The sequence below is a fragment of the Paenibacillus aestuarii genome (genome assembly GCF_027789125.1).
Classification (GTDB): Bacteria; Bacillota; Bacilli; order Paenibacillales; family NBRC-103111; genus Paenibacillus_E; species Paenibacillus_E aestuarii.
In genome coordinates this window covers 240,824-255,310 of record NZ_JAQFVF010000092.1, presented here as the reverse complement: position 1 = coordinate 255,310, position 14,487 = coordinate 240,824, and the positions used below count along the sequence as shown (strand labels likewise).

General features: G+C 52.2%; 12 protein-coding genes. 11 read left to right on the top strand and 1 reads right to left on the bottom strand.

All coding sequences use genetic code 11. The features are described from left to right. The first annotated feature begins 9 nt into the window (after positions 1 to 9). From O9139_RS33070 to O9139_RS33035, 8 genes are all read left to right on the top strand, one after another. A complete protein-coding gene (locus tag O9139_RS33070; protein ID WP_270885998.1) occupies positions 10 to 2,055 on the top strand; it encodes a BglG family transcription antiterminator in 2,046 nt (681 codons plus the stop codon). A gap of 31 nt (positions 2,056 to 2,086) precedes the next feature. After that, positions 2,087 to 2,524, top strand: a complete 438-nt coding sequence (locus O9139_RS33065; protein ID WP_270885997.1) for a PTS sugar transporter subunit IIA — start codon at positions 2,087 to 2,089, stop codon at positions 2,522 to 2,524. Continuing rightward, the gene (locus O9139_RS33060; RefSeq protein ID WP_270885996.1) at positions 2,521 to 3,678 is read left to right on the top strand and encodes a mannitol-1-phosphate 5-dehydrogenase; all 1,158 of its coding nucleotides are present in this window, start codon (positions 2,521 to 2,523) and stop codon (positions 3,676 to 3,678) included. The genes O9139_RS33065 and O9139_RS33060 overlap by 4 nt, the downstream gene beginning before the upstream one ends. A 30-nt stretch (positions 3,679 to 3,708) precedes the next feature. After that, on the top strand, positions 3,709 to 5,430 hold the full coding sequence (gene ptsP / locus O9139_RS33055) for a phosphoenolpyruvate--protein phosphotransferase (RefSeq protein ID WP_270886028.1): 1,722 nt from the start codon (positions 3,709 to 3,711) through the stop codon (positions 5,428 to 5,430). 1 nt (position 5,431) lies between these two features. Then, on the top strand, positions 5,432 to 5,695 hold the full coding sequence (locus tag O9139_RS33050) for an HPr family phosphocarrier protein (protein ID WP_270885995.1): 264 nt from the start codon (positions 5,432 to 5,434) through the stop codon (positions 5,693 to 5,695). Between the two features lie 326 nt (positions 5,696 to 6,021). Continuing rightward, the gene (locus O9139_RS33045) at positions 6,022 to 7,056 is read left to right on the top strand and encodes an LLM class flavin-dependent oxidoreductase (RefSeq protein WP_270885994.1); all 1,035 of its coding nucleotides are present in this window, start codon (positions 6,022 to 6,024) and stop codon (positions 7,054 to 7,056) included. A gap of 6 nt (positions 7,057 to 7,062) precedes the next feature. Further along, a complete protein-coding gene (locus O9139_RS33040; protein ID WP_270885993.1) occupies positions 7,063 to 8,262 on the top strand; it encodes an MFS transporter in 1,200 nt (399 codons plus the stop codon). Positions 8,263 to 8,671: 409 nt separating this feature from the next. After that, positions 8,672 to 9,142 carry an RpiB/LacA/LacB family sugar-phosphate isomerase gene (locus O9139_RS33035; protein WP_270885992.1) on the top strand — a complete coding sequence of 157 codons (471 nt, stop codon included), beginning with the start codon at positions 8,672 to 8,674 and terminating at the stop codon, positions 9,140 to 9,142. A 280-nt stretch (positions 9,143 to 9,422) separates the two neighbouring features. Here O9139_RS33035 and O9139_RS33030 read toward each other — a convergent pair whose 3' ends face one another. Continuing rightward, positions 9,423 to 10,841, bottom strand: coding sequence for an MFS transporter (locus O9139_RS33030; protein WP_270885991.1), 1,419 nt, complete (start codon positions 10,839 to 10,841; stop codon positions 9,423 to 9,425). Positions 10,842 to 11,229: 388 nt separating this feature from the next. On the opposite strand from O9139_RS33030, the gene O9139_RS33025 reads away from it, so the two are divergent. The 3 genes from O9139_RS33025 (at position 11,230) to O9139_RS33015 (ending at position 14,464) form a co-directional block, all read left to right on the top strand. Continuing rightward, positions 11,230 to 12,168, top strand: coding sequence for a carbohydrate ABC transporter permease (locus O9139_RS33025; protein ID WP_270885990.1), 939 nt, complete (start codon positions 11,230 to 11,232; stop codon positions 12,166 to 12,168). Next, positions 12,168 to 13,016: a carbohydrate ABC transporter permease gene (locus tag O9139_RS33020; RefSeq protein ID WP_270885989.1), complete on the top strand. Its 849-nt coding sequence runs from the start codon at positions 12,168 to 12,170 to the stop codon at positions 13,014 to 13,016. Before O9139_RS33025 ends, O9139_RS33020 begins: the two co-directional genes overlap by 1 nt. 125 nt (positions 13,017 to 13,141) lie before the next feature. Next, positions 13,142 to 14,464: an ABC transporter substrate-binding protein gene (locus O9139_RS33015; protein ID WP_270885988.1), complete on the top strand. Its 1,323-nt coding sequence runs from the start codon at positions 13,142 to 13,144 to the stop codon at positions 14,462 to 14,464. Positions 14,465 to 14,487 lie beyond the last annotated feature (23 nt).

The window sequence follows — 14,487 nt, the reverse complement described above, 5'->3', positions numbered from 1 at the left end:
TGCATGGACATGAGACTCTCTCATAGGCACCGTCAAATTCTAGATCTGCTCTTGAACCGGAGCGATGAGGTGACAGCAGGAGAAATAGCTGCGGAAATTAACGTAAGCACGAGAACTGTTCACAGGGAGCTTTCTGAGCTGGAAACCGCGATCGCAGGATCCGGATTGACGTTGCAAAAAAAATCGGGAAAAGGCATCCTCTTGCAGGCTGCACCCGACAAACTGGAGGCTTTCAAACAAACTCTGCTGGTCGCTTCGGCCGTTGAATATTCCGCTCAGGACCGCAAATTATTCATTCTTTGCACGTTGCTGCAAGAGAGCGAGCCGGTGAAGCTGTTTTCACTCTCCCACGATCTGAGCGTAACCGTTCCGACGATTACGAACGATCTCGATGAACTGGAGAGCACGATTCAGAAGTCGGATCTGATTTTGATCCGCAGGCGCGGCTACGGCGTCGGTCTAAGCGGCTCCGAAGCCAACATGCGCAAAATGATTTCGCGCTTGGCCCGCAATTATCTGGACGAATCCGATCTCTTCGGCAAAATGGAGCATGTGCATTCGCCGGTAACGAGGAAGCTGCTGGAGCTGATCGGCAAGGCCTACTTTGCCAAGGTGGAAGAAGCGCTGTGGCAAGCCGAAGATGAAGGGCTGCACGCTTTATCAGAAAGCGATTATACGTATTTGCTGATCAATATATCCATCGCCGTCTCCAGAGTGCAGCAGGGCAGAGCCATCGAACTGCAAGCGGAGAAGCAATCCATCCGCCAGAGCGAGCTGCTCGCGCATGTGATCAGCTGCTTGTCCAGCGCGATTGGCATGGAATTCTCCACTGCAGAGGTGGCTTACCTCGCGCAGCTGTTGGAGCCCGGCGATGTCTCGCATCCGAACCAACTGCTTCCCCAAGAAAAGCTCAATTATATGGAAATTGTCTGGAAGCTGGTGCGGAATATGGAAGCGCGCAGCGGTGTGAACTACACGGCCGACCGCTCGCTGCGGGACGGCTTGCTTAGCCATCTCGAATCCGCGCTCAAGCGGCTGCGGGCAGGGGCGACCGTTCGGAATCCACTGCTCGCGCAGATTAAGAAAGATTATGAAGCTTTATTTGAAGGAATTCGTGAAGCTGTCAATGAAACCATTACCGATGTGGCTATTCCTGACGAGGAAGTCGGGTATCTCGTGATGCATTTCGGCGCTTCGCTGGAGAGGCAAAAGCAGTTCCGCCGCAATGTGCGGGCGATTATCGTCTGCACCAGCGGGCTCGGGACTTCGAAGATGCTGGCGGTGCGCTTGACGAAAGAGCTGCCGCAAATCAGCATCGTCGGCAACGCTTCCTGGTTTGAAGCGGCGCGCATCCCGGAATCGACGTATGATTTGATTATTTCAACCGTGGATTTGCCGCTGGAGGAAGATCAATATATCAAGCTGAGTCCGCTGCTGACGAAGGAAGAGGCGGAGCGTCTGCGGCTTTTTATCCAGAACGTAACGCTCCAAAAGGATAGGTCGGCGCGCTCACAACGCGAGGAGCTGCCGCGTGATGCGGCGGCAGAGCGGTCGTATCGGGTTAGGCCTTATGTCGACGAAATTGTACGGATTCTGGACCAGTTTAACGTTTATCCGATCAAGCACTCGTTCGACAGCTTGCAAGCGACCTTGATGGAAATTTGCAGCTATGTCCAGCAAAGCCATGTGATCGCAGATGTCGAACCGATTGTTACACTGCTGCTGCAAAGGGAGAGGCAGAGCAGCCAAGTGATCCCGGACACAAGTCTTGCCCTCTTTCATATCCGAAGCGAGCTCGTCAGCAGGCCATCATTGACCCTATTCCGCTTACAGCAGGACTTGGTGCTGGATCAAATCACCCCATCCGGGGTGCGACAGCTTTTGCTGATGCTGGGGCCGAAAGAGCTTTCCAAGGAAAGCCTTGAAGTGCTGAGTGAAATAAGCTCCTATCTGCTCATTCCGGAAATGATTGAGCTGCTTGAAGGCGGAACGGAAGCGGATATTAAGCAATATTTATCGCAAGAGCTTGAAGAATTTTTAGAGAATAAAAAATAAACCTAAATAAATCGGTAGAGGAGAACCTGCTATGAGTATTTTATCGGTAAATAAAGTGAAATTGAACGCACAACCGAAAGACAAAACCGAGGCGATTCGGATGGCTGGGCAATTGCTGGTCGATGCCGGTCATGCATCTGCTGCTTATATTGACAAAATGCTGGAGCGGGAAGCGACGCTTTCCACCTATATGGGTAACGGGCTTGCTATTCCGCACGGCACGAATGATTCCAAGTCGTTGATTCATTCGACAGGACTTGCGATCGTGCAAATTCCCCAAGGCGTAGACTTCGGCGACGGTGAGAAGGCGGTGCTCGTAATCGGGATCGCAGCCGCGGGCAACGACCACTTGGATATTTTGACCAACGTGGCGATGATTTGCTCGGAAGATGAGAATATGGAACAAATCATGAAAGCTTCGTCAGCAGAAGAAATGGTCACTATTTTTGAAAGCGGGATGGAATCATGAGAGCGGTCCATTTTGGCGCAGGAAATATTGGCAGAGGGTTTATCGGCCTAGTCTTGTCCCAGGCAGGATACGAAGTGGTGTTCTCCGATGTGAACGATCTTTTGGTTGAGCGTCTGCAGGACAAAAAAGCCTATACCGTGAAGCTGGCCAGCGAGGGCCAGGAAACTTTTACTGTGACGAACGTAACGGCGATCAACGGCAAAGTGCTGGCGGATGTCGCGGAAGCCGTTGCGCAAGCAGACCTTGTGACGACCGCTGTCGGCGTCAACATTCTGAAGCATATTGCCCCTGGCATTGCTGAAGGACTGAAGCTGCGCATGGAGCGCGGCGCGGCTCCGCTGCATATCATCGCCTGCGAGAACGCCATTGGCGGAAGCGCGCAGCTGAAGGAGCACGTGCAGAGTCAGCTTAGTTTGGAGCAGCAGGGAAAATTAGCGGCGTTTGCCGCTTTCCCGAACGCTGCCGTCGACCGGATCGTACCGATCCAGAACAACGAAGATCCGCTTGAGGTAATCGTGGAGCCTTTCTATGAGTGGGTCGTCGATGAATCGCAAATGATCCCAGGCTTCCACCGGATTGAAGGTATCCACTATGTTCGCGAGCTGGAACCTTACATTGAGCGAAAGCTTTTTACAGTGAATACCGGACATTGCGTCGCAGCTTATCTGGGGTATCTTCAGGGCTTTGCGACGATTCAACAGGCGATGGCGAATGCGGACATCGCTGCTGAAGTGCAGCGCGTGATGGAAGAGACGGGCGCATTGCTTCATCTAAAGTATGGGTTCGACAAGTCGCAGCATGCGGACTATATTCATAAAATTTTAAACCGATTTGTGAACCCGTATTTAACAGATGAAGTGACGCGCGTCGGCAGATCGCCAATCCGCAAGCTGTCCAGCAATGACCGCTTGGTTCGTCCTGCCATGCAGTCTTATGAACGCGGCATGTTCCCTGCTCATTTGGCGGGCGGCATGGCGGCTGCCTTCCTGTTCGATGTGAGCGATGACCCGGATGCTGTGCAAATTCAAGCGGATTTGCAAGCCCATGGCCTTGCGCAAACAATTACCCAATATACGACTATCGGCGCGGATCATCCGATCCATGAAGCGGTTATGAAGCAATATGAGCTGCTGAAGCAAGCGAGTAAAGCTTAGGGAAGGAGAGGAGCGATAATGTCTAAAATGATGACAAAACGTATGACTGGCATTGCGGCTTCACCTGGGATCGCCATCGCCAAAGCCTATCGGCTGCAGCACGATACCTTCGTGCCGACGCCAGGTAAAATAGAGAATGCCGCCGCAGAAACGGCTCGTTTTCGCCAAGCGGTTGAAGCGGCGAAGCTAGAGCTGGACGCGATTAGAGAGATGACGGAACAAAAAATGGGTGCAGCGAAAGCGGAAATTTTCGAAGCTCATTTGCTGTTGCTGGAAGATCCGGACTTAATCGATGCGATTATTGAAAATATCGAAAATGAGAGCACGAATGCAGAGTACGCGCTGCATGAAGTGGCAGGCGGTTTCATCGACATGCTGCTCTCGATGGACAATGAGCTGCTGCGCGAGCGCGCCGCTGACGTGCGCGATGTCTCCGGCCGCTTGATGAGCAAGCTACGTGGCGTCTCCTATGCGGCTGTGTCGGCCATTAATGAGCCTTGCATCCTGATCGCGGAAGATTTGACGCCATCGGATACCGCGCAGCTCAACCTTGATTATGTGCTCGGCTTCGTTACGGAAATCGGCAGCCGTACTTCCCATTCGGCGATTATGGCTCGCTCGCTGGAGATTCCGGCGATTGTCGGCGCCGGTGCGGCTGCTGCTGACATTGAAACGGGAACGATGGTCATCATGGATGCAGTCTCAGGTCTGGTACTCGTCGACCCGTCGAATGCTGAGCTGGGAGTGTTCCAAGCCAGCAAAGCGGCGTATGACGCCCGCAGAAACGAGCTGCGCAAGCTGATCGATCAGCCGACGGTATCCCGCGACGGGCACCATGTCGAGCTGGCGGCCAATATCGGCAGTGTCGAAGACTTGCAGAAGGTGCTGGCGAACGGAGCCGAAGGCATCGGGCTGTTCCGCACCGAGTTCCTCTACATGGGCCGCAGTGCCCTGCCGAGCGAGGAAGAGCAGTTCCAGGTGTATAAGCACGTGCTGGAGCGCATGAACAATAAGCCGGTCGTCATCCGTACGCTCGACATCGGCGGGGATAAGGAGCTGCCTTACATGAAGCTCCCGGCGGAAAGCAATCCGTTCCTCGGCCTGCGTGCTGTCCGCTTATGTCTGGATCGCCCGGAATTGTTCCGTACACAACTACGAGCATTGCTCCGTGCAAGTGCGTATGGCAATTTGAAAATTATGTTTCCGATGATTGCCGTGGCGGATGAGCTGCGCAAAGCAAAAGCTCTCTTTCAGGAAGAAAAGGAAAGGCTTGTTCAAGAAGGCATTCAAGTGTCCGATACGATTGAGGTCGGCATTATGATCGAAATTCCGGCTGCTGCGCTGGCTGCTGATTCACTGGCCAAAGAGGTCGACTTCTTCAGCATCGGTACGAATGATTTGATCCAATATACGATGGCAGCGGACCGCATGAATGAGAATGTGGCTTATTTATATCAGCCTTGCCATCCATCGATTTTGCGCCTGATCCGTATGGTTATCCAAGCTGCCAAGCAAGAAGGCAAATGGGTCGGCATGTGCGGCGAAATGGCTGGCGATGAAACCGCCATTCCGATTTTGCTCGGCCTGGGACTGCATGAGTTTAGCATGAGCGCCAGCTCGATTTTGCCAGCCCGCGCCTTAATAAAAGGCTTGTCCCGCGAAGAATGGGCGGCACACACGGATCAAATCTTGTCGATGAGCACCCAAGAGAGCATTCATACATTCGTTAAAGAAAAGACAAGGAGTGAGTAATATGATTTCCCAAACGTTTACAGTACTGAATCCATCCGGCTTCCACGCGCGCCCGACCAAGGTGTTCGTTCAAGCAGCCAGCGCTTTTCCGTGCAAGGTCAATGTGACCAAGGGCGGCAAAAAAGTAAACGGCAAAAGCTCGCTCAGCATGCTGACGCTGGGCATTCAGCAAAATGAGGAAGTTTTGCTGGAAGTGGACGGCGAGCAGGAAGAACAGGCTCTGAAAGAGCTGGGCGAACTGCTGACGAAAATTTTCGAAGAATAATAGAACCAGCGGCATGCGTTGTGCGGATCGGCACAGCGCTAGGCCGCTGTTTTTTTTGATGCTGGTTGGCGAAGAGGCGAATACTAGCAATAGTCCGAAATAACCCACTTGCAGGAGACTGCTTGCGGCGGAAATGTGTTGGGGTCCGATTGCGGGAGTGAGTGCTTGAAATTCCCGTGCAATTCGGCAAAGTCGGACTGTAGGTGATTGGCGGTGGCGATACTACTTACCTTGAAGTAAGTACTTGTAACTGCGGCAAATAAGTCTATGATAGACGGATAGATATAAAAAGCAGCTCAACTGCTTGATAGGAGGAGAACGACGCTATGGAACAACAAAAACCAACGAAAGGGATCGCTGAAGTCCCCCTTTCGATACTAGATTTGGCGCCAATTATTGTGGGCGGAACGGCGAGGGAGTCGTTTCACCGCTCGCTTGATTTGGCGCAGCATGCGGAGCAGTGGGGCTACCACCGCTTCTGGCTGGCCGAGCACCACAACATGCCCGGGATTGCCAGCTCGGCGACCTCGGTGGTGATCGGTTATGTGGCCGGCGGCACGAAGAAGATCCGCGTCGGATCCGGCGGCATCATGCTGCCGAACCATGCGCCGCTGGTCATTGCCGAACAGTTCGGCACGCTGGAGTCGATGTACCCAGGCCGGATCGATCTCGGCTTGGGGCGCGCGCCGGGCTCCGACCAGCTGACCGCTCGGGCGCTGCGCCGCGGCTTGGGCCGGGACGGCCATGATTTTCCCGAGCTGCTGAGCGAGCTGCGCGGCTACTTCAGCCCTGAGCTGGGTACCGGCGTGCCTGGAGTGCGCGCTGTTCCCGGCGAAGGATTGAACATTCCGATCTGGCTGCTCGGCTCGAGCGGTTTCAGTGCGGAGTTGGCCGGCCAGCTCGGGCTGCCGTTCGCTTTTGCCAGCCATTTCGCTCCGGACTATTTATTGCCTGCGCTGCAGCTGTACCGCGGGCAGTTCCGCCCGTCCGATGCGCTCGCTGCACCTTACGTGATGATCGGCGTCAACATCATCGCCGCCGACACGGATGCCGAGGCGCAGCGGCTGGCGACGTCGCAACAGCAGCAGTTTCTGAACATTATCCGCGGACGCACCGGGATGATGAATCCGCCTGTCGACAACATGGATGAACTGTGGACGGAGCAGGAGAAAGCGTACGTGCTTAGGCAGCTAAGCTTCTCCATCATCGGCAGCAAGCAAACCGTGCGCGAGCGGCTCAGCCAACTGCAGGAGCAAACCAATGCCGACGAATGGATCATCGCTTCTTCCATATTTGATCATCAGGCGCGGCTTCGGTCGTATGAGCTTACCGCAGAGGCGATAAAAGAAAGGTTGGAATAAATCACCATGAATCCTACGCAAGTTTTGCAGGCGGGGGCTGTTCCAAAAGAGCGGCTTCCGGTTTCCCTGTTTTCCCTAACGGCCGGCGCCTTCGCCATCGGCATGACCGAATTTGTCATTATGGGCATCCTGCCAAATGTGGCTACAGATCTCCATGTCAGTATTTCTCAAGCCGGACAATTAATTACCAGCTACGCGCTGGGCGTCGCATTCGGCGCACCGATCTTAGCGATGCTGACGCATCGTCTGCCGCAAAAAAGATTGCTTATCCTGCTGATGCTGATTTTTATTCTCGGCAATTTGCTGGCTGTCTTCGCGCCTAATTACAGCACGGTGATGATTGCGCGTCTGATAACGGCGCTGGCGCACGGCACGTTTTTCGGCGTCGGCTCGGTGATAGCCGCGAATCTCGTGCATCCCGACCGGCGGGCTGGGGCGGTTTCTGTCATGATGGCGGGGCTGACCATCGCCAATATTATCGGTGTACCGCTGGGCACCTTTATCGGCCAGCACCTAGGCTGGCGCGCATCGTTTGGAGCCGTCGTGATCATGGGTATTTTTTCACTTATAGGCATCATCTTATTAATTCCGCGCATCGAGCAAAAAAACGCAACCAGTCTGGTGCAGCAAGTACGGGCGCTGGCGCAGCCGAAACTGCTTTTTGTATTGCTGATTGGCGCTTTGGGGTGCAGTAGTTTATTTGCCGTATTTACTTATATTGCGCCTATCTTGATCCAGATTACCGGATTTTCGGAGAGCAGCGTGACCTGGATTTTAATTTTATTCGGTTTCGGTGTTACACTTGGGAATATCCTCGGCGGAAAACTGGCAGATTGGAAGCTAATGCCGTCTCTGCTGTGCAATTTTGCGGCACTGGCCTTGATTTTGGCTGTATTTGCTGTCACAGACCAGGTCCCGGCAGGTGCGGTGATTACCGTTTTCATTTGGGGCGTGGCGGCTTTTGGCATTTTGCCTGGCTTGCAGCTGCGGATCATGAATTTAGCCAAAGAAGCGCCTGAGCTGGCGGCGACGTCCACGCACTCGGCATTGAATTTGGGCAACGCAGGCGGCGCTTTCCTAGGCGGTTGGACGATTACCCATATCGGGCTTGGAACTTTGCCATGGCTCGGAGCAGTGCTGACCGCACTCGGCTTCGTGCTTCTAGTCATTAGCTATGTTACTGAGCGAAAAGCAAATGTACAATGAGGTTCAGCCATCCCCTTCATTCGGAGCGGGGTGGCTTTTTTTTCGGGCTGGCCGGATGAGGCGAGACTTTTGTGAATGGCGGGAGGGGTTTGAACATATTTATTAGGGATGAGGAAAGCGGTTTCCTGGCTCCAGCAAATGGAAGCGTTTGCGCTGAGGGAATGCTGCTAATGTTGGCTGATTTGAATGGCTAGGGGATCGCTCGTGTGGGAGATTTCAATATCATTTTCGGCGAGAAGATGAGAAGGAATATGAAAGTTATTGTCGTAATTTCCCAGGAAATAACGAGTGATAACTGTTTGACGGATACGGCTTGTACCAAGCTGTGGCAAGTTGTTTTAACGCCATCGATAATGCCGAACGACGCTAAATTGAGAGAAACAATGAGGGAAAGATGAGGTGCAGCGCTATGAAAATTGCTATTGGCAGCGATCACTGCGGGTATGAAATGAAAGTCGCTTTGCGGCTGGTTTTTGAAGATCTGGGTGTGGAGGTCACCGATTTTGGTTGTTACTCGACAGAGCCGGTAGACTTTCCCGATGTTGCGAGAAAAGTGTGCGACGCCGTCCGGCGGGGCGGTTTCCAGCGGGGAATTATGGTGTGCGGCACCGGCGTTGGAGCGGCTATAGCCGCTAACAAAATTCCCGGCATTCGCGCCGCGGTCTGCCACGACATTCACTCTGCGCACCAATGCGTGGAGCATGATGATGTGAACATCATGTGCATCGGCGCACAAATCATCGGTCCGTGGCTGGCAGAGGATTTGATACGTGCCTTTGTGCAGGCAGAATTCAGTACGGAAGAACATTTCCGGCGGCGCGTCGGAAAGCTTCGCCTCCTGGAGCTGGAGACAGCGAAGGAACTGATGGGCGAAAAATAAGGCAGCAGCAGGTGACCTTCGTAGAGGGTCGCCTTTTTATTTGACATATAGACGGTGAGCGAGTCGACGATGGAGAACGAATCAGCCGGCGCTGCAGGTACATGTTCACAGGCTAGCAGTGTTTCAATTGCTCTTGTACATACCACAGAAAGAGGCTGCAAAAGTTAGTTGCTCAGCGGACTTGGCGGCCCAGCGCTAGAACGGCACCTCCAAAGCGGCTTTGCCTCTCAAGCGCTGCTACAGCGCACTCGAGAGGCGTCTTTCAAGCGGCCTTCCCGCTCTAGCGGCCCAGCGTGCGCCGTCTCGGCTTTGACATTTTCATCAGCATGGAAGATAAAATCAGCAGGAAGCACAGGGAGCCTACGACCCGAACGGTGCCCATGATGAACATGCACATCTCATAAGGTACGGCAGTGTAGATCATCATGCCGATGATAGGTGCGAAGATAGCGGATACCTGCGAAAGCGTGGTATAGATCGCAATCGCCCGCTGGCGCCCGTCCTCGGGAACAAGTTCCAGGAGACGGTTGAAGGCGGACTGCTGAAAGCCTGCGGTGGCAACGCCTCCGATCAAATCATACACATACACCCACGTCATATTGGGGGCGTAGATCCAAAAATAGGGAGTGAGCGCCAGCATGAGTGCAGAGGCGAAAACCGTCCACCCGGTGCCTTTGTGATCGGCGATCCGCGCCCACAATTGAAAACCGAAGAGTGAGCCGATGGCGCCAACAATCGTGTCGATGCTCATCATCGTATTCGTCGCCAGGAGCGTATCGACTTTCACTTTGGTATAGATCGGCCAAGCGGCTTGCCAGGCAAATATGTAGATAATCGCGCTTACGCAAAACAAATAGTAGCTGCGGCCGAGGTCTAGTTTAAAGCGGGTGACCCAACGGCGTAAAACGCTTTCACGGACATGGCTCTCGAACAAGTTGCCAGCAGCATTTTCATCGCTAGTGTATTGGAACAGTTCTCGTTGTCCTTCGTCACTGCCGCTCTCGGAGACGCTTTCAAATCCACTGCTCTCAACCGCTTCTTGTGCCACTATCTCCGAATCTAGTGCCCCCTCGCTCTGCCTCCCAATGGCGCTCGCTGTCTCCTCGCTCGGAATGCGCAGTCGCATAAAATACCACGTTTCAAGCAAAGCGAAAGCAAAACCGATCGAAAACGCGATCTGATAGCCGTAAGGATAAGGAAGTCGGTCGATTCCATATCCTGCGATAAAAGCGACGATCATACCACTGATCCCGGTCCAAATGTTGCGCTGGGCAAACACCCGGTTCCGGTGGCGGGTCGGGATGATCTCGCCCATCATAGCTTGCCAAGCCACGGCGATGACGGAATTGGTGGCGTTGTACAAGCCAACGAGTAAGATAAGTGCTGTCATTGCAGAAACTTGCATATACGGGACAAAAATCAATAGAAAGTAGAAAAAGCGGCAAAGCAGAATGGTTCCGGCAATGATCCTTTTTTGATGGCGGAATCGGGCGATGACCATCGTCGCCGGCAAATTGATGAGGATGGTCAGCAGCGCCGGTATGGAAGACAGCAGCGCATAGTCGCGATTGGTCGCCCCGAGCTGCGCAGCCAGCACGCCAATGAAGGGGGTGACGAAGTTAAAGCCAATGGACCAAGCAATCCCGTTCCATAGGTTATTTCGGATATTGTTGCGCAGAAACTTGTTCTCAACGTTCATCGTGTCACCTGGTTCCCTCGTGCTGAAGTCGGATTTCCCTCTCATTGTAACGCATGCAGGTCATTCCAGCTATAAGCATTTCTTGAAACTTCAAAAAATGTAAACCCAATGGACACGGTAAGTGTGGAGCCAAGCCAATGCTGATGGTTTTGGATATGTAGGAGTGCTTAATGGACTGGCTTGGCTGCTATTCGTGTTCGCTCGTTGACGGATAACGTATAGAGGTTTTTTATATTTTTCAATTTAGCTAGGCAGTGTTTGGTACGGATGTTTTGTCATATGGACTGCACGACTTTCTGAGGAATTTGAAAGAAATTGGAGCCTACTATTATAGTAATGGCTCACTTTTGTTTTTATAATGAATGAAAAACACAACGAGGTGAACAGGATGGAAGCTACGATTGCAACCTCTACATCCAAGCGTCGCATGGCTAAGCTTAAGCGCTGGGATGCCTTTATTACCGGTCATTTATTTATTTCGCCTTGGTTAATTGGATTCTTGTTGTTAACGCTTTATCCGATGGTGCAATCGCTTTATTATTCGTTTACTGACTATTCGCTCCTTGAAGAGGCGAGCTGGGTTGGGCTGCGAAATTACGAGAAAATTTTCACCGTCGATACCAGATTCTATCAATCCGTCAAAGTTACTTTTCTTTATGTGTTAGGCTCAGTGCCCTTAAGGCTGGTCGCTGCGCTATTCATCGCCATGCTGCTCGCCAAAAGTATTCGTGGGATGTCCGCATACCGGACAGCGATTTACTTTCCGTCCCTCATCGGCGGAAGCATCGCCGTCTCGCTGCTTTGGAAAAATATTTTCGGCAAAGAAGGCTACATCAACCAAGTGCTTGATCTGTTCGGTATTAACGGGACAGGCTGGATCAACAATCCGAATACCGCTCTGGGCACATTGGTGCTGCTCGTTGTGTGGCAATTCGGTTCGGCGATGGTCATCTTCCTGGCCGGACTTAAGCAGATTCCGCAAGACTTGTATGAAGCGTCGAATGTAGACGGCGCAGGGAAGATTCGCCAGTTTTTTAACATTACGCTGCCCATGCTTTCACCAACCATTTACTTCAACATCGTTATGGGGATCATCGGCGCATTCCAGATGTTCACGCCAGCCATGATCATTACGCAGGGTGGGCCTATGAATTCGACTTATGTGTATGCGCTATACTTATATGAAAGAGCTTTTAGTCAGCTGCAAATGGGATATGCCTCCAGCCTTGCCTGGATCATGCTGATCATTATTGCGGCGTCCACTTCGATTATTTTTGTCACTTCCAAATACTGGGTGTTCTACGAGTCGGAAAAGGAGGAGAAGTGATGCCGAGCACATTCCAGCGTAAAAGCATTGGGATTCACGCCATTCTGATTGTACTCAGCGTACTGATGATTTATCCGGTTCTTTGGTGGGTCGGCGCTTCTCTGAAATCGAATCAAGAGCTGAGCTTGCCCGGGCTGTTCCCGGCGCATCCGATGTGGAGCAATTTCAGCAAAGGCTGGAACGCCATTCCGGGGCATACGTTCACTGACTTTTACATCAATAACTTCGAGCTGATCGTCGGGCTTCTCTTCACAACGGTCATCTCGTGCAGTCTGGTCGCCTTCGGATTTGCCCGGCTGCAGTTCCGGCTGCGCAACTTCTGGTTTTCAATTCTGATGCTGACGCTGATGCTGCCAGGACAAGTGACGATCATTCCGCAGTACTCGCTGTTCCATCATCTCGGCTGGGTGAATACGTACTTGCCGTTTATTGTGCCGCATTCCCTCGCCGGAGGCGCAGGCGGTAGCTTCTTCGTCTTCCTGCTGGTGCAATTCATTCGCGGGATTCCACGTGAACTGGATGAATCAGCGAAGATGGACGGCTGCAGTTGGTTCGGGATCTACTGGCGCATCGTCATGCCGCTCACAAAACCCGCCTTGCTGACAGTGATCATCTATTGTTTCCTTTGGAATTGGGATGACTTCTTCGGTCACCTGCTATATATCAACTCCGTTGACAAGTATACGGTAGGTCTGGCCTTAAGAATGCTTAATGACTCCCAATCCGCCCAGCAGTGGGGGCAATTGCTCGCTATGGGTCTCGTCTCGGTCGTACCTTCCGTTATCATTTTTACGTTGGCGCAAAAATATTTCGTCGAAGGGATCGCCACAACGGGGATCAAAGGCTGATGGTTCTCAGGAGAATTTTGAAACAAATCGTAGGGTACTATCATAGTCATGCTGGGTGGCAAGCGTTATAGTGATTAAAGATTGAATAATACTCACACTACTAATTAACGAAGGGGTTATGACAAATGGCTACAATGAGAAAAAAACTGACAGTTGCCATGTTGACAACAGCAATCGGTTTATCGTTAGTAGGATGCGGTTCCGGGGATACAACACCGAAAGCCGCTGAGAAAAGCAGCCCGAACAGCGCAGCAAGTGCGGCGCCTGCAAGCACGAAACCGGTGAAGCTGCGCATTATGTGGTGGGGCTCTCAGCCAAGGCATGATGCGACATTGAAAATCCTCGATCTGTATACGAAAAATCACCCGAACATTACCTTTGAGCCGGAGTACTCAGGCTTTGACGGCTATATCGATAAGCTGACGACACAAGCAGCAGCAAAGAATGCGCCGGATGTTATTCAGATGGACGCTGCGTGGCTTGCCGATTGGAATGCAAGAGGACAACTCGCAGATCTCAGCAGTATTAATGTAAGCGATATCGATCCGAATCTGGTTGAAGCTGGTAAATATAAAGGCAAGGAAACAGCGGTTCCGCTGGGTGGCAATGCATGGGGACTCATCTATGACAAAGGTTCGTTGGACAAGCTGGGTATCCAATTGCCGAAGGAAGGCATCACGTGGGACGGATTCTTCAAGCTCGCCAAAGACATCAAAGCCAAGCTGGATAAGGACCATTATGTCATCGGCGACTTTGCGAGAAACCGTGATATGTATACGTCTTACCAGTTAAGTAAAGGTAAAGGATACCCGGTTACACCGGATGGTAAGTTCAACTTTGACAAAGACACTTGGTTGGAATGGCAAAAAATGGCCGATCAATTCCGTCAAGAAGGCATCATTCCTCCGGCTGATGTCTCCGTCAGCGACGTCGACTTGGATCCGAAGCAGGATCTGATGCTGACCGGCAAAGTGATTTTCAAAGCGGCTCACGCAGCGCAAGCTTCTTCTTGGGATAGCTTGAAGCCAGGCAGCATTGGCGTCTATGCGATGCCGAAAGATAAAGAGGGCGGCAGCTGGTTGAAAGCCACGTTCTTCTTCAGCGTCAGCCAAGATTCACAGAACAAGGAAGAAGCGAAGAAGTTCATCGATTGGTTCATTAACAGTCCGGAAGCGGGCGAAATTTCGGGTACAACACGCGGTGTGCCGGTTTCCAACAAAATTTTGGCGCAATTGCAGCCTAAATTCAGTGCTGCCGACAAATTGACGACAGATATGATCAGCATGGCTTCCCAAGGCGCACAGCAGTTCAACCCAGGTGCTAAAGGCTGGAACAACTTCGATACCAAAGATTACAAGGCGATTACTGAATCGATTATGTTCGGCAAGATGAAGATTGACCAAGGTTTTGATGAGCTGAAGAAAAAAGCGGCTGAATACGAAAAATAACCCGACAGGCAGGAGGGCTTGAC